At 66.9% G+C, this 23,873-nt stretch carries 29 protein-coding genes, 1 tRNA gene and 1 riboswitch; of the genes, 15 read left to right on the plus strand and 15 right to left on the minus strand.

Features of this window, described 5'->3' with window-relative positions:
- Positions 1-56: 56 nt before the first annotated feature.
- Positions 57-386 carry a carboxymuconolactone decarboxylase family protein gene (locus VXM69_RS23020; protein ID WP_034187202.1) on the minus strand — a complete coding sequence of 110 codons (330 nt, stop codon included), beginning with the start codon at positions 384-386 and terminating at the stop codon, positions 57-59.
- A gap of 130 nt (positions 387-516) precedes the next feature.
- Here VXM69_RS23020 and VXM69_RS23025 point away from each other — a divergent pair, with 130 nt between their 5' ends.
- Positions 517-1,464, plus strand: a complete 948-nt coding sequence (locus VXM69_RS23025; protein WP_069706542.1) for an AraC family transcriptional regulator — start codon at positions 517-519, stop codon at positions 1,462-1,464.
- A 101-nt stretch (positions 1,465-1,565) separates the two neighbouring features.
- On the plus strand, positions 1,566-2,009 hold the full coding sequence (gene yiaA, locus VXM69_RS23030) for an inner membrane protein YiaA (protein WP_034187204.1): 444 nt from the start codon (positions 1,566-1,568) through the stop codon (positions 2,007-2,009).
- 430 nt (positions 2,010-2,439) lie between these two features.
- Here the strand turns inward: yiaA and VXM69_RS23035 are convergent.
- The 9 genes from VXM69_RS23035 to VXM69_RS23075 all read right to left on the minus strand — a co-directional run bounded on the left by VXM69_RS23035 (position 2,440) and on the right by VXM69_RS23075 (position 9,000).
- Positions 2,440-2,516: transfer RNA gene (locus tag VXM69_RS23035), tRNA-Lys, on the minus strand.
- A gap of 108 nt (positions 2,517-2,624) precedes the next feature.
- Entirely contained in the window at positions 2,625-3,374 is a 750-nt protein-coding gene (gene ybgF, locus VXM69_RS23040; RefSeq protein WP_034187206.1) for a tol-pal system protein YbgF, read from the minus strand.
- Positions 3,375-3,393: 19 nt separating this feature from the next.
- On the minus strand, positions 3,394-3,906 hold the full coding sequence (gene pal / locus VXM69_RS23045) for a peptidoglycan-associated lipoprotein Pal (RefSeq protein WP_011883386.1): 513 nt from the start codon (positions 3,904-3,906) through the stop codon (positions 3,394-3,396).
- 17 nt (positions 3,907-3,923) lie between these two features.
- On the minus strand, positions 3,924-5,219 hold the full coding sequence (gene tolB / locus VXM69_RS23050) for a Tol-Pal system beta propeller repeat protein TolB (RefSeq protein ID WP_034187207.1): 1,296 nt from the start codon (positions 5,217-5,219) through the stop codon (positions 3,924-3,926).
- 108 nt (positions 5,220-5,327) lie between these two features.
- Positions 5,328-6,395 (minus strand): cell envelope integrity protein TolA, encoded by a 1,068-nt coding sequence (tolA, locus tag VXM69_RS23055; RefSeq protein ID WP_034187208.1) that lies wholly within the window; start codon positions 6,393-6,395, stop codon positions 5,328-5,330.
- Positions 6,392-6,841 (minus strand): protein TolR, encoded by a 450-nt coding sequence (gene tolR, locus VXM69_RS23060; RefSeq protein ID WP_006484943.1) that lies wholly within the window; start codon positions 6,839-6,841, stop codon positions 6,392-6,394. Before tolR ends, tolA begins: the two co-directional genes overlap by 4 nt.
- A gap of 10 nt (positions 6,842-6,851) precedes the next feature.
- Positions 6,852-7,529: a protein TolQ gene (tolQ, locus tag VXM69_RS23065; protein WP_021157170.1), complete on the minus strand. Its 678-nt coding sequence runs from the start codon at positions 7,527-7,529 to the stop codon at positions 6,852-6,854.
- A gap of 131 nt (positions 7,530-7,660) precedes the next feature.
- A complete protein-coding gene (gene ybgC, locus VXM69_RS23070; protein WP_034187209.1) occupies positions 7,661-8,146 on the minus strand; it encodes a tol-pal system-associated acyl-CoA thioesterase in 486 nt (161 codons plus the stop codon).
- 107 nt (positions 8,147-8,253) lie between these two features.
- The gene (locus VXM69_RS23075; protein WP_034187210.1) at positions 8,254-9,000 is read right to left on the minus strand and encodes an SDR family NAD(P)-dependent oxidoreductase; all 747 of its coding nucleotides are present in this window, start codon (positions 8,998-9,000) and stop codon (positions 8,254-8,256) included.
- A gap of 180 nt (positions 9,001-9,180) precedes the next feature.
- A riboswitch (ZMP/ZTP riboswitch) is annotated at positions 9,181-9,282 on the plus strand.
- Positions 9,283-9,419: 137 nt separating this feature from the next.
- Here VXM69_RS23075 and glyA point away from each other — a divergent pair.
- The 7 genes from glyA (at position 9,420) to VXM69_RS23110 (ending at position 14,208) form a co-directional block, all read left to right on the plus strand.
- Complete coding sequence (gene glyA, locus VXM69_RS23080) at positions 9,420-10,667, plus strand: serine hydroxymethyltransferase (protein ID WP_034187211.1); 1,248 nt, start codon at positions 9,420-9,422, stop codon at positions 10,665-10,667.
- A gap of 6 nt (positions 10,668-10,673) precedes the next feature.
- On the plus strand, positions 10,674-11,153 hold the full coding sequence (gene nrdR / locus VXM69_RS23085) for a transcriptional regulator NrdR (protein WP_006476792.1): 480 nt from the start codon (positions 10,674-10,676) through the stop codon (positions 11,151-11,153).
- Between the two features lie 153 nt (positions 11,154-11,306).
- Positions 11,307-11,870 carry a GspH/FimT family pseudopilin gene (locus VXM69_RS23090; RefSeq protein ID WP_226227321.1) on the plus strand — a complete coding sequence of 188 codons (564 nt, stop codon included), beginning with the start codon at positions 11,307-11,309 and terminating at the stop codon, positions 11,868-11,870.
- Positions 11,867-12,277 (plus strand): cleavage protein, encoded by a 411-nt coding sequence (locus tag VXM69_RS23095; protein WP_034187213.1) that lies wholly within the window; start codon positions 11,867-11,869, stop codon positions 12,275-12,277. The genes VXM69_RS23090 and VXM69_RS23095 overlap by 4 nt, the downstream gene beginning before the upstream one ends.
- Positions 12,261-13,100, plus strand: a complete 840-nt coding sequence (locus tag VXM69_RS23100; protein ID WP_367190204.1) for a PilW family protein — start codon at positions 12,261-12,263, stop codon at positions 13,098-13,100. Before VXM69_RS23095 ends, VXM69_RS23100 begins: the two co-directional genes overlap by 17 nt.
- A 203-nt stretch (positions 13,101-13,303) precedes the next feature.
- Positions 13,304-13,765: a pilus assembly protein gene (locus tag VXM69_RS23105; protein WP_069706562.1), complete on the plus strand. Its 462-nt coding sequence runs from the start codon at positions 13,304-13,306 to the stop codon at positions 13,763-13,765.
- Positions 13,762-14,208 (plus strand): type IV pilin protein, encoded by a 447-nt coding sequence (locus VXM69_RS23110; RefSeq protein WP_367189268.1) that lies wholly within the window; start codon positions 13,762-13,764, stop codon positions 14,206-14,208. Before VXM69_RS23105 ends, VXM69_RS23110 begins: the two co-directional genes overlap by 4 nt.
- A gap of 54 nt (positions 14,209-14,262) precedes the next feature.
- Here the strand turns inward: VXM69_RS23110 and VXM69_RS23115 are convergent, their stop codons facing one another.
- The 3 genes from VXM69_RS23115 to VXM69_RS23125 all read right to left on the minus strand — a co-directional run bounded on the left by VXM69_RS23115 (position 14,263) and on the right by VXM69_RS23125 (position 15,565).
- On the minus strand, positions 14,263-14,706 hold the full coding sequence (locus VXM69_RS23115) for a DUF3318 domain-containing protein (RefSeq protein ID WP_034187215.1): 444 nt from the start codon (positions 14,704-14,706) through the stop codon (positions 14,263-14,265).
- Positions 14,707-14,749: 43 nt separating this feature from the next.
- Positions 14,750-15,139 (minus strand): phage holin family protein, encoded by a 390-nt coding sequence (locus tag VXM69_RS23120; RefSeq protein ID WP_034187216.1) that lies wholly within the window; start codon positions 15,137-15,139, stop codon positions 14,750-14,752.
- A 123-nt stretch (positions 15,140-15,262) separates the two neighbouring features.
- Positions 15,263-15,565 carry a YqjD family protein gene (locus VXM69_RS23125; protein ID WP_006494044.1) on the minus strand — a complete coding sequence of 101 codons (303 nt, stop codon included), beginning with the start codon at positions 15,563-15,565 and terminating at the stop codon, positions 15,263-15,265.
- Positions 15,566-15,882: 317 nt separating this feature from the next.
- Between VXM69_RS23125 and VXM69_RS23130 the strand changes: the two genes are divergently transcribed.
- On the plus strand, positions 15,883-16,521 hold the full coding sequence (locus tag VXM69_RS23130; protein WP_034187217.1) for a peroxiredoxin: 639 nt from the start codon (positions 15,883-15,885) through the stop codon (positions 16,519-16,521).
- 123 nt (positions 16,522-16,644) lie between these two features.
- On the opposite strand, the gene VXM69_RS23135 is transcribed toward VXM69_RS23130, so the two are convergent.
- Positions 16,645-17,832, minus strand: a complete 1,188-nt coding sequence (locus tag VXM69_RS23135) for an acyl-CoA dehydrogenase (RefSeq protein WP_034187218.1) — start codon at positions 17,830-17,832, stop codon at positions 16,645-16,647.
- Between the two features lie 115 nt (positions 17,833-17,947).
- Here VXM69_RS23135 and VXM69_RS23140 point away from each other — a divergent pair, with 115 nt between their 5' ends.
- Together VXM69_RS23140 and VXM69_RS23145 are read left to right on the plus strand one after the other, a co-directional pair.
- Positions 17,948-18,739 carry an IclR family transcriptional regulator gene (locus tag VXM69_RS23140; protein WP_034187219.1) on the plus strand — a complete coding sequence of 264 codons (792 nt, stop codon included), beginning with the start codon at positions 17,948-17,950 and terminating at the stop codon, positions 18,737-18,739.
- Between the two features lie 143 nt (positions 18,740-18,882).
- A complete protein-coding gene (locus tag VXM69_RS23145; RefSeq protein WP_059557289.1) occupies positions 18,883-19,293 on the plus strand; it encodes a GFA family protein in 411 nt (136 codons plus the stop codon).
- 144 nt (positions 19,294-19,437) lie between these two features.
- Here the strand turns inward: VXM69_RS23145 and VXM69_RS23150 are convergent, their stop codons facing one another.
- Positions 19,438-20,241, minus strand: a complete 804-nt coding sequence (locus VXM69_RS23150; protein WP_034187221.1) for an EAL domain-containing protein — start codon at positions 20,239-20,241, stop codon at positions 19,438-19,440.
- A gap of 352 nt (positions 20,242-20,593) precedes the next feature.
- On the opposite strand from VXM69_RS23150, the gene VXM69_RS23155 reads away from it, so the two are divergent.
- Genes VXM69_RS23155 through VXM69_RS23165 form a run of 3 tightly spaced genes read left to right on the plus strand, consistent with a single transcriptional unit; the run spans position 20,594 to position 23,871 of the window.
- Complete coding sequence (locus VXM69_RS23155) at positions 20,594-22,255, plus strand: FAD-dependent oxidoreductase (RefSeq protein ID WP_059557287.1); 1,662 nt, start codon at positions 20,594-20,596, stop codon at positions 22,253-22,255.
- A gap of 27 nt (positions 22,256-22,282) precedes the next feature.
- The gene (locus VXM69_RS23160) at positions 22,283-22,513 is read left to right on the plus strand and encodes a DUF2783 domain-containing protein (protein WP_034187223.1); all 231 of its coding nucleotides are present in this window, start codon (positions 22,283-22,285) and stop codon (positions 22,511-22,513) included.
- Positions 22,510-23,871: an MFS transporter gene (locus tag VXM69_RS23165; RefSeq protein ID WP_049033129.1), complete on the plus strand. Its 1,362-nt coding sequence runs from the start codon at positions 22,510-22,512 to the stop codon at positions 23,869-23,871. Before VXM69_RS23160 ends, VXM69_RS23165 begins: the two co-directional genes overlap by 4 nt.
- Positions 23,872-23,873 lie beyond the last annotated feature (2 nt).

Raw genomic sequence — 23,873 nt, forward strand, 5'->3', positions numbered from 1 at the left:
GCCGGACGGCCGGGCGCCACGCAGCAGGGTGGCCCGCGACGGCACTGCGGTGACGGTCAGTCGCCGAGCGCGTCCATCACGCGCGCCGAATAGACGAGCGCCGCGCCTGCATTCAGTGCGATCGCGACGCCGAGCGCTTCCGCCACTTCCTCCTTGGTTGCGCCGTGCTTCGTCGCCTCGGCGGTGTGAACGGCAATACAGCCGTCGCAGCGCGTCGTGACGGCCACCGCGAGCGCGATCAGCTCGCGCGTCTTTGCGTCGAGATGGCCGGTCTTGGCGCCGGCGCCGGACAGCGCCTTGTACCCGGCCAGCGTATCGGGCGACAGCTTGGCGATGTCGCCGATGCGCGTCGAGAGTTCCTTCCGGTATTCGTTCCAGTTCAGCATGATGCGTCCTTTTCGAGAAGAGGTGAGGAGGGCGGCGGGCGCCGCGATCTCGGGCGATGCAGACCTATTCTGATCGTTCGCGCTGAGGGTTTCGATACGCTAGAGTGTCAATTTTTAGCGCAATCGTCTCATGGATGCCTTGAGTCAACTGCTGTCGCTGGGGCGCAGCCATGTCGAGCTCGACGTGCGATGCCTGCTCGACGGGCCATTCGCGATGCCGCACGACCCGCTGCCGCCCGGCGAGGCGGCGTTCCATCTGGTGCTGACCGGCACGTGCCGGCTGCGCACGGCCGACGGACGCACGCTGCAGCTCGCCGAAGGCGATTTCCTGCTGTTGCCAGCCGGCGGCGCACACGACCTGCTCGACACGGGACGCGACCGGTCGCAGCCGGTCGTGCCGCTACGCGATTCGGGTGCCGGCGACGGCGCGGTGCTGCCGGTCAAGTCGAATCTCGATCCGGCCGCGCCGCACAGCGCGAGTGTGGACCTGCTGTGCGGACGGTTCGTCTACGCGCGTGGTGCAGGCGAATTGCTGATGCGCGCGTTGCCGCAGGTGCTGCACGTCGGATTGCGTGAGGCCTCGGGGTTCGAGCCGCTCCAACTGCTGACGAGCGTGCTGCGCACCGAGGCGTCGAACGTGCAGCCGGGCGCCGGCGCGATCGTGAACGCGCTCGGCCAGGCGCTGCTCGCGTATGCGCTGCGTGCCTATGGCCGCGGCGCGAGCGTGCCGTCCGGCTGGCTCGCGCTCGCGGCCGATGCGCGGCTGGGCCCGTCGGTCCAGGCTGTGCTGCGGGCGCCGGAGCAGCCGTGGACGGTCGAGTCGCTTGGCGACGCGGCGGCCATGTCGCGCGCGACCTATGCGCGGCATTTCCGCGAGAAAGCCGGGATGAGTGTCGGCGCGTTCGTCGCGCAGATCCGGATGATGCATGCATGCGCGTTGCTGCAGGACACGCAGCGCGGTCAGGCGGAGATCGGGCAGGCGGTCGGTTACCAGTCCGAGGCTGCCTTCGGCAAGGCGTTTCGCGCGGTGCTCGGCATGACGCCCGGGCGCTGGCGCCGCGCGCAGCGCGGCATGTAAGACTGCACCGGCGGCTGTCGTCTCGCGGACCAAAGCTGCTACCATGCGCAAAACGCAGTTCAACGAAAACGATTTCGAACAAGAAGAGAGAGGGCAAAGCAATGAACCAGACCACCATCCATCAGCCGTCGTTCGCGTTCGTGGCAGCATCGTGGGCCGCGCTGCTCGCCGGCTTCGCGGCGTTCCTGATCGGCCTCTGGAACGCCGGCATGCAGCTCAACGAGAAGGGTTACTACTTCACCGTGCTGGTATTCGGCCTTTACGCGGCGATCTCGCTGCAGAAGAGCGTGCGCGACCGCGCGGAAGGTATTCCCGTCACCGGCATCTACTACGGCCTCAGCTGGATCGCGCTGCTGCTGTCGATCGCGTTGCTGATCGTCGGCCTGTTCAATGCCACGCTGCAACTGAGCGAAAAGGGTTTCTACGCGATGTCGTTCGTGCTCGCGCTGTTCGGCTCGGTGGCCGTGCAAAAGAACACGCGCGACCTGCAGAACGCGAAGCCGCGTTTTGCCGACGCGGAGTCCGCGCCGTCGATCCAGGAGTGATGCTGCGCACGGCGGGCGCCTGATCGGGCCGCCCGCTTCGCGATGAGGGTCGCGGCGGCCCGCTTTCGTCGGCGTGCCACAAGCCTCCTTACTGTCGGTTCATCCATGCCGCCGCGCATGAAGGCGGAGATATTCCGGATGCCTAACTTCAATGAAGCCGCACCGCGGCCGCTCGTTCCATGGCGGCGAAGACCGCGCTCGTGCTGGAGACGAACAGCCTGCGCTGACGTTCAGGCAGTGACCGCAACGGTGGTGGTGGCGATGTCGAAGGACGCGGTAGTGGAGGGTGCCTGCGGGAGCTGCGATGCTCAGGGGCCGCGCGCGACCGAGTGCGCGGCGCGCATCGTCGATGCATTCAAGCTCGAACGGCCAGACGACAGACGCAAAAAAGCCTCCACGCGGGAGGCTTGAATGCACTATCAAAGATAGTTGGTAGGGTGGGAGGGACTCGAACCCTCGACTCTCTGATTAAAAGTCAGATACTCTAACCAACTGAGTTACCACCCCACGTTCTTGAAACCTGTTGGTTCGTTGCTTTAACAACTTGGCAAGCGACCCAAAGAGCAAAAGATTATAGCGGCGGATTGATGGGGTGTCAACAACCCGCCGCGATAATTATTTGATCGTTTCGAGCTTGCCCTGCGCCGTCTGCGCCGCGTTTGACCCGGCGTACTGCGACACGACTTGCTCGAACGTCTTCTTCGCGGCCGCCTTCTGGCCTTGTTCGAGCTGGTTCGTCCCGATCGCCACGAGGGCATCGGCCGCGCGCGGGTGCTGCGGGAACTTGCTGACGATCCCTTGCCACGTCGCGGTCGAACCGCGGTAGTCGCGCAGCGCGTATTGCGCATTGCCGTACCAGTACTGCGCGGTCGGCTGGTAGGGGCTCTGCGGATACTTCGCGATGAACGCGCGGAACGAAGCCGCGGCTGCCTTGAAGTTGCCGTTGCGGAACTGCTGTTGCGCCGCATTGAGCGCATCCGTTTCACCCGGCTGCACGGTGCCTTCGACACCATCGATCGTCGCCTGCTGCGGCTCGAACTTCTTGAGCCGCGTGTCGAGATCCTGGTAGTACTCCTTCTGCTGCCGCTCGAGCGTCGTCAGCCGGTTCGTCAGATCCTCGTTCTCGCCGCGCAGCGTCGCGACCTGCTGGTTCAGCTGGTCGAGACGGCCGGATTGATCGAGGATCGTACGCTGGGCGGCCGACAACTGGTTCGCCAGGTTGTCGGTTTTGCTACGCAGATCGAGCACGGCACGGCGCGCTTCGTTGTCGTCGAACACGCCGGCGTGCGCCGGCGCGGCCGACCACGCCGCGCCGGCGACGCAGAGAGCTGCGGCTGCACGCAGCCAGGTTACACGGTGCGTCATACGGCGATTCTTCCGTTACTTACTGTTGGTAGACGAGGTCGGCGCGACGGTTCTGCGCCCACGATGCTTCGTCGTGGCCCGTTGCCTGCGGCTTTTCCTTGCCGAGGCTCACGGCTTCCATTTGCGAGTCGTTCACGCCGAGCAGTGCCATCGCGCGGCGGACGGCTTCCGCACGCTTCTGGCCCAGCGCGAGGTTGTACTCGCTCGTGCCGCGTTCGTCGGTGTTGCCCTGGATCAGCACGTGACGCTGCGGGTGGCTCTTCAGGTACTGAGCGTGCTGCTGCAGCAGCGGCTGGTACTCGTCCTTCACCGAATAGCTGTCGAAGTCGAAGTAGATGCTGCGCTTCGCGAGCGGGCTGTTCGGGTCGTTCAGCGGATCGACGTTCACTTGCGCGACGTTGTCGGCGCTCGGTTGCGTGCTGACGGCACCCGCGTTGTTCGCCTTGTCGTCGAGCTTCACGCCCGACTTACATGCGGCGAGCGCGCTGATCATCATCACGGCCAGGGCCAGACGAGCTTTATTCGACATCATGGTTACTCTCCTTGTGGTCATTGCATGAAGGGCCCCCACGACGGCTCGCGAACGGAGCCGCCCTGGACGGACAGGATTTGCGGCGGCGCGCTGCCGTCGGAAGGCACTGCGGCCAGAACATTGCGACCACCCGACTGGGTAGCGTACAGAACGTACTGGCCGTTTGCCGCGAAGCTCGGCGATTCGTCGCGATTGGTATTCGTGATGGCGTTCGCCGCGCCGGATTGCAGATCCTGAACGTACAGCTTGAAGCCCCCGCCCGTGCGGGAGATGTAAGCGAGCAGCTTGCCGTCCGGGCTGATCCGCGGACTCGTGTTGTAGCTGCCGGTGAAGGTCACGCGCTGCGCGGCACCGGCGCTTTCGCCCTGTGCGGGCATCCGGTAGATTTGCGGCGCGCCGCCGCGATCGCTCGTGAAGTAGATCCAGCGGCCGTCCGGCGAGTAGAACGGCTCGGTATCGATCGAGCTGCTCTGCGTGAGACGGCGCAGGCCGCCGCCATTCGCGTTGACCGTGTAGATTTGCGTATTGCCCGTCAGCGACAGCGCGACGGCGAGCGTGTTGCCGTCCGGCGACCACGCCGGCGCACTGTTGTTGCCCTTCTGGTCGGAGACCATGTAGCGGCGGCCGGTCGGCAGGTCATGGATGTAGACGATCGGCTTCTTGCGCTCGAACGACACGTACGCGACCTTCGTCCCGCTCGGCGACCACGCCGGCGAGATGATCGGCTCGGTGCTCGACAGCGCGATGCGCGCGTTCTGGCCGTCCGAATCGGAGATCTGCAACTGGTAGCGATTACCGGTCTTGATCACGTACGACAGGCGCGTGGCGAATACGCCGCGCACGCCGAGCAGCTTCTGGTAGATGTAGTCGGCGATCTTGTGGCCGGCCGTGCGCAGCGTGGTGTCGGTCGCCGTCAGCGACAGGCCGCCGAGGCTTTGCTGCTTCACGGTGTCGTACAGGATGAAGTTGACCTTGTACTGGCCGTTCGCGTCGCGGTTCACGCTGCCGGCGACGAACGCGTTCGCGCCCTTGGCCTTCCATGCGCCGAGATCGACCGATGCGGTCTCGGGCACGGGCGTGCTGCCGGCGTCGATGTTGGTGAACTTGCCGCTGCGGGCGAGGTCGGCACGAACGATCGACGTGACCTGTTGCGGCAGGCTCGCCTCGTTCGTGAAATTCGCGGTGGCGATGGGGAACTGGGTCGACCCGACACCGGTGATCAGCACGTTGACCTGGGCGTTAGCGGCGCTGCCCGCCGTAATCAGACACGAGGCCACGAGTGCCCTGAAACCTAGCTTTGTCATCAAACTCATGCTTCTGCTTCCCATGTGACTTGGATCGCTGCGCAACCGCAGAGACAGTAAAAATACCCGATTCGTTCCCGTCCGGCAGCGACGCACGGAGTTTAAGCGCATTTGCGCTCACTCCGCCGCCTTGAAGGTAATCGTAATGCTCGACGGGGTATGACCGTCAGTATCGGGCGGTAACGGAACCGACGCCTGGATCGCATTGACGACCGCCTGATCCCACCCGGAATTGCCGCTCGATCGCGAGACCGACACGCTCAGCAGGTCGCCCGAGGGCGTACAGCGGATCTTGACGATGGTCGTGAGCCCCGCGCGCTCGCCGCCCCAGACGATGTTCGGCTTCACGCGGCGGCGCACCTTGTCGGCGTAGCCGGGCGATGCGGCGTTGCCGCCGGAACCCGTGCCGGTGCCGCTTTTCGCGAGGCCCTGGCCGCCGCCTTCACCGGCACCCGCGAGGCCCTGCATCTGCGCGAGGCGCGCATTTCGTTCCCGGTCGAGCTTCGCCTTGGCGGCCGCGTCGGCCTTCGCGTGCGCAGCCGCTTCGGCCTTTGCCTTCGCCTGCGCTTCCGCCTTCGCTTTCGCGGCGGCGTCCGCCTTGGCCTTCGCTGCCTGCTGTGCTTCGAGCTGCGCCTGCTTCTGCTGTTGCAGTTTTTGCTGCTCGAGCTTCTGCTGTTCGAGCTTTTGCTGCTCCGCGAGCTGCTGTTGCTTCAGTTTCGCCGCCTGCTTCTGCTTGTCGCGTTCGGCGGCCTTTTCCGCGGCGAGCGCGGCGGCCTGCTGCGCGGCGAGTTGCGCGCGGCGCGCTTCCTCTTCCTGTTGCTTCAACTGCTGCGCGCGGCGCTGCTGCTCGAGCAGCGCTTCGCGCGCGGCCGCTTCCTGCTGACGTTTCTTCTGTTGCAGCGCGATGTCGGCCTGCTCGTCGCGCACCGGCGGAGCGGGGGGCGCGACCTTCGCGGGCGGCGCGGGCGTGACGACGGGCCGCGGCGCGGGCACGTCGGGCACCTCGGTCCACAGTTCGGCTTCGGCGCCGGCCGGCGTGCTGTTCTGCCACTGCACGCCGTGATAGAGGAACAGCGCGAGCAGCACGTGCATCAGCGCGGCGAGCGCGAACGCGCGCCAGGTGCCGCGCTCGCGGGGAGGCTGAGGCGGGTAGGCGGCGCTGCGCGTGGATTGCTGCCGGTTCATTGCGATTTGACGAGGAGACCGACGCGCTTGACGCCGCGCGCCTTCAGATCCGACATCACGGTCATGACGGCATCGTACTGCACGGTCTTGTCGGCCGCGATCACGACCGGCTGGTCAGGGTGATCGGCCTGCCGGGCCGAGATGAAGCTGTCGAGCTCGGCCTTCGTCATCGTGTCTTCCTGGGTCGCGCCCGAGTCGCCCTTGTACTTGACGCTCATCGTGCGGTCGGCCTTGATGTTGACGACGACGGGCGGCGTCTGCTCCTGCGGCGCGGCATTGCCGACGGTCGGCAGGTTGATGATCGACGGGGCGACGAGCGGTGCGGTGACCATGAAGATCACGAGCAGCACCAGCATCACGTCGATGTACGGCACGACGTTGATGTCGGCCATCGCACGGCGCGAGCGGCCGCCGCGCATGCTGGATCGGATGGGACTTCCTGCCATGGCGCGCTCCTTACTGGGCCTGACGCTGCAGGATGTTCGAGAACTCTTCGATGAAGGTCTCGAAGCGGATCGCGAGGCGGTCGATGTCGTGCGCGTAGCGGTTGTACGCGACCACCGCCGGAATCGCGGCGAACAGGCCGATCGCGGTGGCGACGAGTGCCTCGGCGATGCCCGGTGCGACGTTCGCGAGGGTCGCCTGCTGCACGTTCGCGAGCCCGCGGAACGAGTTCATGATCCCCCAGACGGTGCCGAACAGGCCGATGTACGGGCTGACCGAGCCGACCGACGCGAGGAACGCGAGGTTGGCTTCGAGCACGTCCATCTCACGCTGGAACGACGCGCGCATCGCGCGGCGCGCACCGTCGAGCACGAGGCCCGGATCGCTGATGCGCTTTTCCTTCGCCTTCAGAAATTCGCGCATCCCCGATTCGAAGATCCGCTCGAGCGCGCCGATCGTGTGGCGGTTGTTGGCCGCGCTCTGGTACAGCGCCTGCAGGTCGCCGCCCGACCAGAAATCCTTCTCGAAGCGTTCGGTCTGCGCGCGCGCGCGGCGGATCGCGAACCACTTGCGGAAGATGAAGGTCCACGACATCAGCGACAGCAACAGCAGCAGTCCCATCACGGCCTGGGCGAGCACGCTCGCATTGAGGACGAGGGAAATGATCGACAGGTCTTGAGAAGTGTTCATAGAGGTTTGAGTAACGGCCCTTCGGGGGCGCCCGGTATGCGTGCGGCGCGGCGCGCCGGCCATGCCTGACGCCGAACCTTGCTTAGTATCGAATCAGAACCGCAAGTTCATAGGCTTTGTCTAAACGGCGCTCATGCGAGCTTCGTTGACAATGGAGTGTGCCCGGCGTCGATGACGGGCCCGCGTTGCAGCGCGTCGAGCACGGCCGGCGGGATGGCCGCGGGCCGGATACCGTCACGGTCGACGCAGCCGAGGCGAATGTGTCCGGCCACGAGCAGCGTGTCGCCGCACCAGGCTTCCTGCGTGAAATCCACCGACGCGCGGCCGATGCGTCCGGGCCGGCTCGTGATCGTCAGCGTGTCGTCGAGTCGCGCGGGCGCGCGGTAGTCGAGCGACGTGCTGCGGACGATGAAGATCGCGCCGGTATCGTCGGCGAGCTGGCGCTGGTCGATGCCGCACGCACGCAGCCACTCGGTGCGGGCGCGCTCGAAGAATTTCAGGTAGTTGGCATAGAAGACGATGCCGCCTGCATCGGTATCCTCGTAGTACACGCGCACCGGCCAGGTGAAGCCGGACGGCGCTTCCGGGGAGCGGGTAGGCTGAGTCATGGCGCGCATTCTACCGGAAGGCAAAGGCCGGATTCGTAACCGTTTCGTAACGGAATGTAGTGCGTCGTGGCACACCGGGGCCGGCCGCGGGCGGGCCTGCGGCCGCGGGCGACGTGTCAGCCGCGATGGATCGTGAGGCCCGCCGGAGCTTGCGCGACCGGCATCATTTCGATCGTATTGATGTTGACGTGCGCGGGACGCGTGGCGATCCAGTAGATCGTATCGGCGATGTCCTCGGCCGTGAGCGGCTGGACGTTCTCGTAGACGTTCGCCGCCTTTGCGTCGTCGCCGCGGAAGCGGACGTTCGAGAATTCCGTGCCGCCGCACAGGCCCGGCTCGATGTCGGTTACGCGCAACGGCGTGCCGATCAGATCGGTACGCAGGTTCAGACTGAATTGTCTGACGAAAGCCTTGGTTGCGCCGTATACGTTCCCGCCGGGATACGGATAGGTGCCGGCCACCGAGCCCAGATTGAAGATATGGCCGCGACCGCGCGCGATCATGCCGGGCAGCAATGCGTGCGTGACGGTCACGAGGCCCGAGCAGTTCGTGTCGATCATGGTCTGCCACTCGTCGAGGCTGGCCTTCTGGGCCGGCTCGACGCCGAGCGCGAGGCCGGCGTTGTTGACGAGCACGTCGAGCGCCGCGAATTCGGCGGGGAGGGCGGCCGGCACGGCTTCGACGGCCGCGCGGTCGCGCACGTCAAGCTCGAACGGCAGCAGCGCGTCGCCGAGTTCGGCCGCGAGCGCGTCGAGGCGATCCTTGCGGCGCGCGGTGGCGACGACGCGATGGCCGCCCTTGACGAAGGCGCGGGAGATGGCGGCGCCGAAGCCGGCGGACGCACCTGTGACGAACACGATCATTGCTGCTCCTGGTCGGTAACGGAATAGCGGGTGGAATCCCGCAAGCCTACTGAGAATGCCGCACCGCGGCAAGACGGCGAAGTGTTTCGGCACGGGCGCGTAGAGTCTGGCCCTTATTGTTTGGAGGCCACTGCCGTGCGGTTGCCTAATCATGACGCATCCAATACACTAATGCGCTCATCACCCCTGCGTGACTGGCGATAGAACCCTTTCGGGGTCAAGGTGGAGCATCCCACCGTGAAGCGCGGGGCGCCGTTTTTGCCGTTCGCCTGGGCAGCCGTTGTGCGCCGTCGCGTGCATCGCCGGTGGCTGTCCTGCCTCGCGTCATACGGATTCTTCCGCCACGTCGAGCTGGTCCCGCCAGCAGCGCACCGTACTAGGCCGCCCCGGTCAACCTGTACACACTTAACGGAAACCGTATGTTTGACAGAGCCCAAAGCACCATCGCGAACGTCGATCCCGAAGTCTTTGCAGCGATCGAGCAGGAAAACCGCCGCCAGGAAGATCACATCGAGCTGATCGCGTCGGAAAACTACACGAGCCCGGCCGTGATGGCCGCGCAAGGCTCGCAGCTCACGAACAAGTACGCGGAAGGTTATCCGGGCAAGCGCTACTACGGCGGCTGCGAGTACGTCGACATCGTCGAGCAGCTCGCGATCGACCGCGTGAAGCAGCTGTTCGGCGCGGAAGCCGCGAACGTGCAGCCGAACTCGGGTTCGCAGGCGAACCAGGGCGTGTTCTTCGCGATGCTCAAGCCGGGCGACACGATCATGGGCATGAGCCTCGCGCACGGTGGTCACCTGACCCACGGCTCGCCGGTGAACATGTCGGGCAAGTGGTTCAACGTCGTGAGCTACGGCCTGAACGAAAACGAGGACATCGACTACGAAGCGGCCGAGAAGCTCGCGCAGGAACACAAGCCGAAGCTGATCGTCGCGGGCGCATCGGCATTCTCGCTGAAGATCGATTTCGAACGCCTCGCGAAGATCGCGAAGTCGGTGGGCGCGTACCTGATGGTCGACATGGCGCACTACGCAGGCCTGATCGCGGCCGGCGTGTACCCGAACCCGGTGCCGCACGCGGATTTCGTGACGACGACGACGCACAAGAGCCTGCGCGGCCCGCGCGGCGGCGTGATCCTGATGAAGGCCGAGTACGAGAAGCCGATCAACTCGGCGATCTTCCCGGGCATCCAGGGCGGCCCGCTGATGCACGTGATCGCGGCGAAGGCGGTGGCGTTCAAGGAAGCGCTGTCGCCGGAGTTCAAGGCATACCAGGAGAAGGTGGTCGAGAACGCACGCGTGCTGGCTGAAACGCTGGTGAAGCGCGGGCTGCGGATCGTGTCGGGCCGGACGGAAAGCCACGTGATGCTGGTGGACCTGCGTGCGAAGAACATCACGGGCAAGGCAGCGGAAGCGGCACTCGGCGCGGCACACATCACGGTGAACAAGAATGCGATCCCGAACGACCCGGAAAAGCCGTTCGTGACGAGCGGGATCCGTCTGGGCTCGCCGGCGATGACGACGCGTGGCTTCGGCCCGGCGGAAGCGGAGCAAGTGGGCAACCTGATCGCCGACGTGCTGGAGAACCCGGAAGATGCGGCGACGATCGAGCGCGTGCGTGCGCAGGTCGCCGAGCTGACCAAGCGTTTCCCGGTCTATCGCTGATCGACGATGCGCTGCCCGTTCTGCCGGCATGACGACACGCAGGTCGTAGACTCGCGCGTGTCCGAGGATGGCGCCGCGATTCGCCGGCGCCGTCGCTGCTCGGCTTGCGACAAGCGCTTCACGACGTACGAGCGGGTCGAGCTGTCGCTGCCGTTCGTCGTGAAGAAGGACGGCAGCCGCACCGAATTCGACCGTCGCAAGATCGTCGCCAGCATGCAACTCGCGCTGCGCAAGCGGCCGGTTGCTGCCGACGCGATCGACGCGGCGGTCGCCCGTATCGAATATCAACTGCTCGCGACAGGCGAGCGTGAAGTGCGTAGCGAGAAGCTCGGCGAACTCGTGATGAACGAGTTGCGCGGCCTCGATACGATCGCTTATGTCCGCTTCGCATCGGTGTATCGCCGCTTCGAGGACGTTTCCGAATTTGCCGACGTGATCGAAGAGTTCCGTCGCGCCTCTCCCGCCAAGACCCCGCGTAAGCGCTGACGCGCTGCGTCCGTTCATCGTTTCCTCCGTTGGTCCAGTTCGCGCCGATTGTGTCGGCCGCGATCGTTTGTCGCCAGTCGGCCGTTCGGCAAATGGCGCGCGTCCGCACGCGTCGTTACAGTCCTCGTCTCATCCTGGTGGAGGACGATTGCGATGGAACTGCGCGCTCATCCCTTTAAAAGTTCGGCGCGGCTCGCGGGCGGGTTCACGCTCGTCGAGCTGATGGTCGCGCTCTCGCTGGCGGCCGGGCTCGCGCTCTACGCGGCGCCTGCATTCGACCAGTGGCGCATGCGCGAGCGCGTGGATGCACGCTCGCGTGCGCTGCTCGGCGCGCTGTCGTTTGCGCGTACCGAAGCGATGCGTCTCGGCACGCGTGTCACGCTGTGCCGGGCCGGGAACGACGGCACCTGCCTGCGTGCCGGCGAGCAGGGCGACGCGGCCGAATGGTCGTGCGACTGGATCGTCAGCGGGCAGGTCGACGGGCAGTCGCGCGTGCTGCGACGCTACCCGCGCGATGCCGAAGTGGTCGTCGCGGGCGCCGCGCACGATCTGGCTTTCGCACCGCCGGCCGGTCAGGCCATCGGCGGAATCCGGCGTTTCGAATTGCGACCGCGGCGCGGCGTGTCCGACGCGGAAGACGCACGCGTATCGCGTTGTGTACGGATTGCGGCAGGCGGCCGGGCGCGGGTCGTCGCCGGTCGCTGCGGCTCGGCATGAGCGCGCGGCGCAACGCCATGCGCGGCACGTCGCTGATCGAGGCGACGCTGGCCATCGCGCTGCTCGCGACCGTGATGCTGGCGGTGGCAGGCAGTCAGCTCGCGATGGCGCGCGCTCAGCGAGCGACGATCTGGCGCGAGCGTGCGTTGTGGCTGGCCGATGCGCGTATCGAGCGCTCGTACGCAGGCGCAGGGGCAAACGACGGCCTTGCGGCGCTGGCGGCTGCGTCGTTGCCCGGCGGCACGATGACACTCGACGCCGGGCCGGGCGGTGCCCGCTACGCGGTCGTCGGCTGGCGCAGCGGCAACACGGCTGCGTCGCCGCGTTGCGAAGCCGCGGGCGCGTCGGCGCAGCCGCCCTCGTGCGTCCGGATTCCATTTCGGGAGACTGATGCCGATGCACGCTGATCGTCGTATGCGCGCACACACTTTGCTCGAGGTGCTGATTGCGATGACCGTCGGTTTCCTCGTGCTGGCAGCGGCCGGCGCGCTCCATCATGCACAGCGCATTGCGCAACGGCGTGCGGAAGACGGATTCCGGATGCGCGATGCGGCAGGCACCGCGCTGTTGTTGATTGGCCAGCAGATCCAGATGGCGGGGTTCCGGCCGCTCGATACGGATGGTGCGTCATCGTTGCCGCCGGTGTTCGGCTGTTCGATGGCGCGTGTGCGGGGTGAGGGCGCACAGGCGCAGTGCGAGTCCGCGCGCGCTGCATCGGACGCCCTCCTGGTCCGGTATGTCGGCGATGCGGTGTCGACGTGGTCGACGGTGAGCGGCCAGGTGTCGGATTGTCTCGGGCAGGGCGTAGGCGCGCCCGGCGAACGGCCGCAGGTGGAGAACCGCTTCGACGCACATGTCAGTCCGTCAACGGGCGAGCCCGAGCTGTATTGCGAAGGTAGCGGCCGTCCGGGGACGCCGCAGCCCGTCGTGTCGGGCATCGATCAATTGCGCGTGCGCTATTTGCGTCGCGGCGGCGCGCAGTTTGTCGACGCAGACGCGATGCGTGTCGACGACTGGCGCGATGTCGTAGCCGTGCATGTCTGCGTGCGGGCACGCGGCGAATCGATGCGCGAGCCGGCCAGCCATGTCGACTGCAACGGTCGTGTTGTCGTTGCCCGGGACGGTCGCGCAGGTTTGACGCTCGATCGCATCATCGCGTTGCGGAACGCCGCGCTCGGTTTCGACGCGGCGTTGCCTGATGCAGCGCACACGCGTGAGGTGTTGCGATGAGCGGCGCCGCCCGGTACACGTGGGCAATATCGCGATGCGTTGCAACTGGCAACGCGAATGGGCGCGTCGCCGCAAGCGGTGACGAACGACGGCAGGCTGCGTGCATGAGCGCCGCGGCGACGAACCCGCGCGAACTGCGCATCCGCGTCCGATCAGCACACCGGTCCTGGCGTCGCGACGCAGGGCTCGCATTGCCGGCAGTCATTGCGGTCGGTGCGGCCATTGCAGCGCTGACAGGCACGTGGTTCGAAGCCGCGCTGACGGAAGCGCGCCGTACGCGAGCGCTGTCCGATCGGCTGATCGCATTCCACGCAGCCGATGCCGCGCTGGCGGCGTGCACCGCGCGATTGCTCGGTGGCTCGGCACCCTATGTGAGGGAGCGCGAATCGCACGTGGAGCCGGACAGCTGGCGGCGCATGCCGCCGCTCGCGTCCGCCGAAGCATTCACGCCGTTCGCTGGATGGCCGATGGCCGCAGGGCCGCCGCGGTGTTTGATCGAGGCATGGCGCGGAGCGGGGCCGCCCGGTAGCCGTGCTTATCTCGTCACCGCGCGCGGCATCGGTGCGCACCCATCGAGCGCGGTCTGGTTGCAGCACCAGGTCGCGATACGCGACGCGCGTGTCGTCGCGCTGCGCTGGCGTCGGGTCGCGACTGTGCTGCAATGAACGGTCGCTCTATCGTCTTCCGATCGACGGGATTCACGCTGGTCGAGCTGATGATCGTGCTCGCGATCGTCGCGGTGCTGGCGGGATGGGCCGTCCCGTCGTATCGCGAGCATGTCGCGCGCGTTCATCGCGCGTCGGCGGTCGCCGCGCTGTACCGCGCGGCCCAGTATCTCGAAACGCTGCAGGGTTCTCCGCCTTCGGCGTTACCGGACGCGCTCGCGTTGGCACCGCCGGACGGGCGAGCCGTGTATCGCTTGACGCTGCGGCGGCCGGATGGCACCGATTCGCCGGTGAGCTACGAACTGGAGGCCAGCCCGTTGGACACAGGCCCGATGCACGACGATACCTGCGGTACCTTCACGCTGGATTCGGCCGGAACGAAAGGCAATGCGCGGCGCGATGACGCGGACGAACCGGGCACGGCGTGCTGGGGTGCGCGTTGACTCTGCAGGAACGGCGCGCGACGGCGCATGGCCGCGCGCGCGGGATGCCGGCGGTCAGTCGTCGTGCGTGTCGAGCCCGCGCTCGTCGCGGGACTGCTTCCAGATCCGGTAGACCTCCCATGCGGCGAAGCCGAGCGTGCCCCACTTCAGCGCTGGGCCCGCGCTCGCGCGCAGCAGCGAGCGAACGGGCTTCGCCAGCACGAGCGACGCGAGCGAACTCAGCATCGGATACTGGTTGACGAGATTGCCGAGGCTCGCGTTCAGGTTCTTCGCGGACTGGCTGAACTTGTTGGTGGAAAGGCCGGGGATGAACACCTTGAGCCAACTGAAGCGCGTGACGGCGTGGCGCATCTCGCCGGCGGCTTCCGCGAGTTCGAGTCGCTCGACGTCGGATCGCAGGATCAGCAATTCCTTGCGGAGCGCGCGATGCTGTGACGCACTCCAGTTCGATCGCGACGAATGGGAGCGGGGTGAATTGCCCGTGACGTTCTGGCTCATGGCGCGTCGGCGAAGTAGGTGGATGGGGCGAGCGCGATGGCGCTCACGGCTTGCCGCGGAACAGTTCGCGGTCTTTCTCGAGTTCGGCGAGCGTCGCCTCGAACACGGTCGGCGCATCGCGCAGGCCCGAGCGTGCCTTCAGCGCGCACGCGATGCCGCCAACGGCATACAGCGCGGTGATCGCCGCGAGCGCTTGCCAGCGATAGGTATCCCAGAACGCGATCGCGACCAGCACGGTCAGGCTGATGAGCGCCATCGTCGCGAGCATCATCGCGGCGAGCCCGAGGAACAGCACGCCCATCAGGCGCTCCTTCTCCTCGGCAAGCTCGATGCCCACCAGTTCGAGGCGCGTCTGCAGAAGTCCGATCGCGGAGCCGACGAGGCGGCGCAGCGGTCCTTGGCCGGACGGCTGCGAGGTGGTGTCTGTCGTCATGGATGAGGTGCGTGCGCGTGCAGTGAGCAGCTAGAACAAAACCGGCCGGCGAATTCCGCAGGCTGGCTTCGACGCCCGCGAGCCGCGTGACGCGGCCCGCGGGACGAAACGGCGCAGAGCCCGTTACTTGCGGTTGATCAGCAGGCCGATCAGCACGCCGACGCCGGCGGCCACGCCGATCGACGTCCACGGGTGCTCGTGCACGTAATCGTCGGTGGCGCGTGCGGCCTTCTTGCCTTTCTCGACCACCACGACCTGGACGTCGGCTGCCTTTTCCTTGGCCTGCTTCAGGCGCGACATCGCCTTCTCGCGCAGCTCGGCCGCACGGTCGCCCGTGCTGCTCGCCGCTTGCTTGAGCAGGTCTTCGGCGTCCGAGAGAACGGTTTTGATATCCGACATCAGTTTCTCCTTGTTGATTTCCGACATTGCAACTCCCTTCATGCTGTCATGCTGCAGGTTCACATCGTAGCGAAACCCCTGCCTGCTGGCGAGCCGGGAAGACACACGGCGGCAGTGCAAGACTGCATGGTAAACGACTTGTAATCATGAACAGAGCGGCAAACGGGGTGAAAAGTTTCCCTCGCGGCCGACTGTCCCGCTCGACACAGGGTAAAAATGACAAAAAAGTATGTATATCAAACGGAATAATCGTTCGCACGGCCCATTGCTTCCCGTAAGCTGATGGACTGTTCCGCGCCGTCAAGCGCGCGGTTTCAACCAGCATCGTTCGAGGAGGGAACATCATGAGTCTGCGTCTTGGCGACATCGCACCGGATTTTGAGCAGGAATCGAGCCTGGGCACCATCAAGTTTCACGACTGGCTCGGCAACAGCTGGGGCGTCCTGTTCTCCCATCCGGCCGACTATACGCCGGTGTGCACGACGGAACTCGGGCTGACCTCGAAGCTGAAGGGCGAATTCGAGAAGCGCAACGTGAAGGTGATCGCGCTGTCGGTCGACGGCGTCGAATCGCACAAGGGCTGGATCAACGACATCAACGAAACGCAGTCGACGGTCGTCGGCTTCCCGATCATCGCCGACGCGGACCGCAAGGTGTCGCAGCTGTACGACATGATCCATCCGAACGCGAACGAAACGCTGACGGTGCGCTCGCTGTTCGTGATCGACCCGAACAAGAAGGTGCGGCTCACGATCACCTATCCGGCCAGCACGGGGCGCAACTTCGACGAAGTGCTGCGCGTGATCGACTCGCTGCAGCTGACCGACAACTACAAGGTCGCGACGCCCGGTAACTGGAAGGACGGCGACGACGTCGTGATCGTGCCGTCGCTGCAGGATCCGGAAGAGCTGAAGAAGCGTTTCCCGAAGGGCTTCAACGCGGTGCGTCCGTATCTGCGCCTGACGCCGCAGCCGAACAAGTAAGCATCGGCGGCCCGCAACCGCGGTTCCGATGAACGACGGCCCGCCCGGCAGTGATGCCGGGCGGGCCGTTTGCTTGGGGAGCGCACACGCGGCACCGCTGCCGCGTGCGTCACGCCCGGATGATCAGAAGAATGCCTGGATGCCCGTCTGCGCGCGGCCGAGGATCAGCGCGTGGATGTCGTGCGTGCCCTCGTACGTGTTGACCACTTCGAGGTTCACGAGGTGGCGCGCGACGCCGAATTCGTCGGAGATGCCGTTGCCGCCGAGCATGTCGCGCGCGAGGCGGGCGATGTCGAGCGCCTTGCCGCACGAGTTGCGCTTCATGATCGACGTGATCTCGACGGCCGCCGTGCCTTCGTCCTTCATCCGGCCGAGGCGCAACACGCCTTGCAGGCCGAGCGTGATTTCGGTCTGCATGTCGGCGAGCTTTTTCTGGATCAGCTGGTTCGCGGCGAGCGGCCGGCCGAACTGCTGGCGGTCGAGCACGTACTGGCGCGCGGTGTGCCAGCAGGACTCGGCGGCGCCGAGCGCACCCCACGCGATCCCGTAGCGTGCCGAGTTCAGGCACGTGAACGGGCCGCGCAGGCCGCTCACGTTCGGCATCAGGTTCTCCTCGGGCACGAACACCTCGTCGAGGACGATCTCGCCCGTGATCGACGCGCGCAGCCCGACCTTGCCGTGGATCGCGGGCGCCGACAGGCCCTTCCAGCCCTTCTCGAGGATGAAGCCGCGGATCGCGTCCTTGCCGTTCTCCTCGAGCTTGGCCCACACGACGAACACGTCGGCGATCGGCGAGTTCGTGATCCACATCTTCGCGCCGGACAGCGCGTAGCCGCCGGGCACCTTCTTCGCGCGGGTGACCATGCTGCCCGGATCGGAGCCGTGGTTCGGCTCGGTCAGGCCGAAGCAGCCGATCCATTCGCCGGTCGCGAGCTTCGGCAGGTACTTCTGCTTCTGCGCGTCGGAGCCGAATTCGTGGATCGGCACCATCACAAGCGACGACTGCACGGACATCATCGACCGGTAGCCCGAGTCAACGCGCTCGACTTCGCGCGCGATCAGTCCGTAGCTCACGTAATTGAGGCCGGGGCCGCCGTATTCCTCGGGAATCGTCGGGCCGAGCAGGCCGATTTCGCCCATCTCGCGGAAGATGGCGGCGTCGGTGCGCTCGTGGCGGAACGCTTCGGTGACGCGCGGCGCGAGCTTGTCCTGTGCGTACGCCTGCGCAGCGTCGCGGATCATGCGCTCTTCTTCGGTCAACTGCTGGTCGAGCAGCAGCGGATCGTCCCAGTGAAAAGTTGCAGCGGTCATCGTTTCATCTCCTGTTGGTCCGGTCTTCCAGCCGGGCCCCATGCCAAAAGTTCGCTTGACTGTAGTTCCGCTGTGCGGAACAATGTTTTGCAAATCGAACCCAGTGTAGCACCAGATGACACTTTCAACCATCGACGAAACCACGATCGACGAGCGCAAGTTCGTCGTCGCGCTCGCACGCGGGCTCGACCTGCTGCGCGCATTCCGGCCCGGCGAGACGATGCTCGGCAACCGCGACTTCGCGGAGCGCACGGGATTGCCGAAAGCGACCGTGAACCGGCTCGCCTACACGCTGACCGTGCTCGGTTACCTGCGCTACGACGAGACGCTCGGAAAGTATGCGCTCGACGCCGGCGTGCTGTCGCTCGGCTACGCGCTGCTGGCGGGTTCGGGGACGATCGACCTCGCACGCCCGCACATGCAGGCGCTCGCGCGCGAGATCGGCGCGGCCGTGTCGCTCGGCTGCCGCGACGGGCTCGACATGATCTATCTGGAGACGATCCGCAGCGAGACGGCGCTGACGCTCGGGCTTGCGCCCGGTTCGCGGCTGTCGATGCTGACGAGTTCGATGGGGCGTGCGTACCTGGCCGTGCAGCCGGAGGACGTGCGCCGCGCGCTGTACGCGGAACTGCACCGCGCGGCCGGCGGCGCGGCCGATGCCGATGCGCTCGTCGCGGCCGCGCAGCACGCGGTGGCCGAGTTCTCGGCGGGCGGGTGCTGTTATTCGTTCCGCGCGTGGCACATGGACGTGAACGCGGCGGCCGTTCCGTTTCGCGAGCCGCGCGAGGGGCGCTGGCTGATCCTGAGCTGCAGCGGCCCCGCGTCGTCGATGGGCGAGGACGTGTTCCGCACGCAGGTCGGGCCGAAGCTGAAGGCGCTCGCGCAGCGGCTCGGGCCGACGGCCTGAGCAACGCGGCGCGCGGCGCTCGCCGCCGCCCCGCAAGCGCGCCTTCCGCGTCGTGCGTGAGGGCGGGCGACGGCGCTGCCACTTGTACTGTGGCCGGAGCGCGCTCATCATCGTTCGCCTGCTTCCCGACGATGAGGTGTGCGATGCCCGACCCGGAACCGATGGAAGGCGGATGCGCATGCGGGGCGATCCGCTACCGTATCGCCGACGTACCGACCGATGCCGGTTTCTGCCATTGCCGGCTTTGCCAGCGCACGACCGGTGCGGCGGTCGTCGCATCGGCATCGGTGCCGATCGGCGCGTTCGAATACCTGCAAGGCGAACCGACCGTCTACGCGTCGAGCGCGTGGGGCGAGCGACGCTTCTGCGGCCGGTGCGGCGCGCAACTCGAATACCGGCTCGCCGAGGCGCCGCAGACGGTCGAGATCAATTACGCGACGCTCGACGAGCCGGCGCGGCTGCGTCCGGCCTGGCACGTCTGGTATCGGGACCGTTTCCCGGGCATCGAGATCGACGATGCGTTGCCCAAGTACGACGATGATGGCGTGCCGTGAGCGGTAACCGTCGACACGGGCGGACAGGCGCGAGTCGACGGCGCGTGCCTGACGGCCTGTTTCTCCCCCGGCCCGCGCGCCACGCGACATCCGGGCCCGGCATCCCGCGCGCCGCTGCCCGCACGCGCGGTCCCCGCCTGCCGATCAGGCCGTCACGACCTTGGCGAACACCGGCCCCTGCATGAACCGCACGTCGTATTGGCGCAGCAGCTCGCACTGCGTCTCGTCGACGACGCCGTCGAAGATCAGCGGAATCCGCACGCGCTGCGCATAGGCGACGAGCGCCTTGACCATCCCGTCGCGCAACGCGATGCCCGCATCCATCTTGATGAAGTCGGGCCGCGCCATGTCCGATTCGACCGCGAGGATACGACCCGGATCGGGCAGCTTGTCCGCGACCTTGAAGCCGTGATGCTGGTAGCTGCGCGTCAGGTAGCCGAGGAAGGTCTTGTGCGCGACCGCGACCGCCGGCAGCTCGATCACGATCCGCTCCGGCGGCAGCCCGAAGCGCTGCAGCACCGACGAGAAGTGCTTGCCGTGGTCGTACTTCACGCTCTTCAGCAGCCGTTCGTGCACGCGCAGGAACAGCAGCCCGTGGCGCTGCGCGCCGAAAAAGTTGATTGCATGCAGCGCGCGCGACAGGCGGTCGATCGCGACCAGCGTCTGGTCGTCGACGGCCGAGTCGACCGGATCGTGCGCCGCCCCCGTGACGACGGTGACCGCCTGGAAGCCGAGCTCGTCGCCGTAGCGCTCGATCGCGTCGGCGAACGACGTCGATTGCGGCGCGCCGGGCATCGTCACGTCGTAGATCGGTTCGTACGCGCTGGCGAGCGTGCGCTCGGGCAGATTCGCGCACGCGGTGCCGCCTTCGGCCAGCGCGAGGTGTTCCCGCAGATACGGCAGTTGCCCGGCACGGGCGACCAGCTCGGGGATGGTGGGCGGAATCATCGGCGTGAAAAGGAAAAACGGCGGCCGAAAGGGCCGCCTCGTCTCTTGATATTAGCAGCGCGCGCCGCGCTCGGCTCGCCGTTTCATTCATATGGTTATCCCATCCCGGAGGCAGTGCCTAGGGTTTACGTTGATTTCACTATTCGTAATTGGTTTTACTATTCGTAAATCCAGAATTTGTCGCCGATCAAGAAATGCGGCATGCGGGCGCCGCGGGACGGCGCCGTTCGCGAATCAACAGGAAGCAAGGAGCGAGACGTGGCGGATGACAACACAGGCGGGCAGGCACGCCGGCAGGAGACGAAAGGAACGACGGGCGCGCCGGTGCGCGCACGGCGGGGTTGACGAGCGGATGGCGACCATGAGCATCGATTACCAGACGCTGAAGTTCGAGTACCGCGCGCGCGCCCATGACGCGGCCGTCCATCCGGTGATCGTCGTCGGCGCCGGCCCGGTGGGCCTCGCGGCCGCGATCGACCTCGCGCAGCAAGGCGTGCCCGTCGTGCTGCTCGACGACGACGACACGCTGTCGACCGGCTCGCGCGCGATCTGCTTCGCGAAGCGCACGCTCGAAATTTTCGACCGGCTCGGCTGCGGCGAGCGCTTCGTCGACAAGGGCGTGAGCTGGCACGTCGGCAAGGTGTTCCTGCAGGACGAGCAGCTGTACGCGTTCGACCTGCTGCCCGAGGAAGGGCATGCGCGCCCCGCGTTCATCAACCTGCAGCAGTACTACGTCGAAGGCTATCTGGCCGACCGCGCGTTCGAGCTGCCGAACATCGACATCCGCTGGAAGCACAAGGTGACGGGCATCGAGCAGTCGGCCGAACACGCGGTGCTGACGATCGAGACGCCGGACGGCGTCGCGACGCTGCGCGCGCGGTACGTGATCGCGGCCGACGGCTCGCGCAGCCCGATGCGCACGATGATGGGGCTCGAAAGCCGCGGCCGCACGTTCAAGGACCGCTTCCTGATCGCCGACGTGAAGATGAAGGCGGAGTTTCCGACCGAGCGCTGGTTCTGGTTCGATCCGCCGTTCCACCCGAACCAGTCGGTGCTGCTGCATCGCCAGCCGGACAACGTGTGGCGCATCGACTTCCAGCTCGGTTGGGACGCCGACCCCGTCGCCGAGAAGCAGCCGGAGCGGGTGATCCCGCGCGTGCGCGCGCTGCTCGGGCCGGATGCCGAGTTCGAACTCGAATGGGTGAGCGTCTATACGTTCCGCTGCCAGCGGATGGACACGTTTCGCCACGGGCGCGTGCTGTTCGCGGGCGATTCCGCGCACGGCGTGTCGCCCTTCGGCGCGCGCGGCGCGAACAGCGGCGTGCAGGACGCGGACAACCTCGCGTGGAAGCTGAAGCTCGTGCTCGACGGCCGCTCGGCCGACAGCCTGCTCGATACGTATGCGAGCGAACGCGAATTCGCGGCCGACGAGAACATCCGCAACTCGACCCGTTCGACCGACTTCATCACGCCGAAGAGCGCGGTGTCGCGCGTGTTCCGCGACGCGACGCTGAAGCTGGCGCGCGACTGCGAGTTCGCGCGCAAGCTCGTGAACAGCGGCCGCCTGTCGGTGCCGGCGGTGCTCGCCGATTCCCCGCTGAATACGCCCGATCGCGGCGGCGACGCGTTCGCGTGCGCGATGCGGCCGGGCGCGGCGGCAGCCGATGCGCCGGTGCGCGTGCAGGGCGCGCCGGGCTGGCTGCTGCAGCGACTGCGCGACGGCTTCACCGGCGTGCTGTTCGGGTTGCCGGGCGATGCGCCCGCGCTCGCGAAGGCCGTCGACGGCCTCGCGCTGCCGGTGCGGCCCGTGCTCGTCGTGCCGGCCGGGCATGCGCGGCCGGCGGCCGGCGTCGACGTCGTGGAGGACGTCGACGGGCTCGCCGCGCAACGCTACGACGCGCAGCCGGGCACCTTCTACCTGCTGCGTCCCGATCAGCACGTCTGCGCGCGCACGCGCACGCTCGACCGTCAGGCGATTGCCGACGCGCTGGCGCGCGCGACCTGCGCACGCTGAATACGATAAAGACACCGGAGACCCGTCATGCCTTCACTCGACACCCGCCCGCGCCTGACCGACCCCGACGCGTTCTATGAAGCGCTGATCGACATGCATCGCGACCTGTCCGACAGCGACAGCCAGCTCGTCAACGCGAAGCTGATCCTGCTGCTCGCGAACCAGATCGGCGATGCCGACGTGCTGCGCGAAGCGATGGCGCTCGCGCGCCAAGGCGTGACGCCGCCCGTGCACCCGGCCGCCGAGGTGGCGCAATGAGCGCGGCGCCGGCCGACGCGCGCGTGCTCGAAGTCGAGCGCGTGATCGACGAGACCCATCGCCCGGGCTTTCACTGGATGCTGCTCGCGTTGTGCGGGCTGTGCCTCGTGATCGACGGTTTCGATGCGCAGGCGATGGGCTACGTGGCGCCGAGCGTGATCGCCGAATGGGGCGTGCCGAAGCAGGCGCTCGGCCCGGTGTTCAGCGCGAGCCTGTTCGGGATGCTGCTCGGCGCGCTCGGGCTGTCGGTGCTGGCCGACCGGATCGGGCGCCGCCCGGTGCTGATCGGCTCGACGCTGTTCTTCGCGGTGACGATGCTCGCGACGCCGTTCGCGGGTTCGATCCCGGTGCTGATGGCGCTGCGCTTCGTGACCGGGCTCGGCCTCGGCTGCATCATGCCGAACGCAATGGCGCTGGTCGGCGAGTTCAGCCCGGCCGCGCATCGCGTGAAGCGGATGATGATCGTGTCGTGCGGCTTCACGCTCGGTGCGGCGCTCGGCGGCTTCATCAGCGCCGCGCTGATTCCGGCGTTCGGCTGGCGTTCGGTGTTCTTCGTCGGCGGCGCGGTGCCGCTCGTGCTGACGATCGCGATGCTCGCGCGGCTGCCCGAGTCGCTGCAGTTCCTGGTGCTGAAAGGGCGCGTCGCGCAGGCGCGCGGCTGGCTCGCCCGATTCGCGCCGCAGGCCGGTATCGACGCGAACACGCGGCTCGTCGTGCGCGAGCGCGCGGCGAGCGGCGCACCGGTCGCCGAACTGTTCAGCCACGGCCGCCTGCCGGTCACGCTGCTGCTGTGGGCGATCAGCTTCATGAACCTGATCGATCTGTATTTCCTGTCGAACTGGCTGCCGACCGTGATGCGCGACGCCGGTTATTCGCCGGGCACCGCGGTGATCGTCGGCACGGTGCTGCAGACAGGCGGCGTGATCGGCACGCTGTCGCTCGGCTGGTTCATCGAACGTCACGGCTTCGTGCGCGTGCTGTTCGTGTGCTTCGCCTGCGCGGCCGTGTCGGTGGGGCTGATCGGCTCGGTCGCGCACGCGCTGCCGTGGCTGCTGGTCGTCGTGTTCGCGGGCGGGTTCTGCGTGGTCGGCGGGCAGCCGGCCGTGAACGCGCTCGCGGGCCAGTATTACCCGACGTCGCTGCGCTCGACGGGCATCGGCTGGAGCCTCGGCATCGGCCGGATCGGCTCGGTGCTCGGGCCGCTCGTCGGCGGACAACTGATTGCGCTCAACTGGTCGAACGGCGCGCTGTTCCACGCGGCCGCGGTGCCCGTGCTGTGCTCGGCGCTGTTCGTCCTCGGGCTCGCGGGCGTAACGCGGCGCAACGGCGTACAGGCGCCGACCGCCGCCACGAATTGAGG

Origin of the sequence: Burkholderia sp. Ed8 (assembly GCF_040761425.1) — a bacterium.
Taxonomy (GTDB): Bacteria; Pseudomonadota; Gammaproteobacteria; order Burkholderiales; family Burkholderiaceae; genus Burkholderia; species Burkholderia seminalis.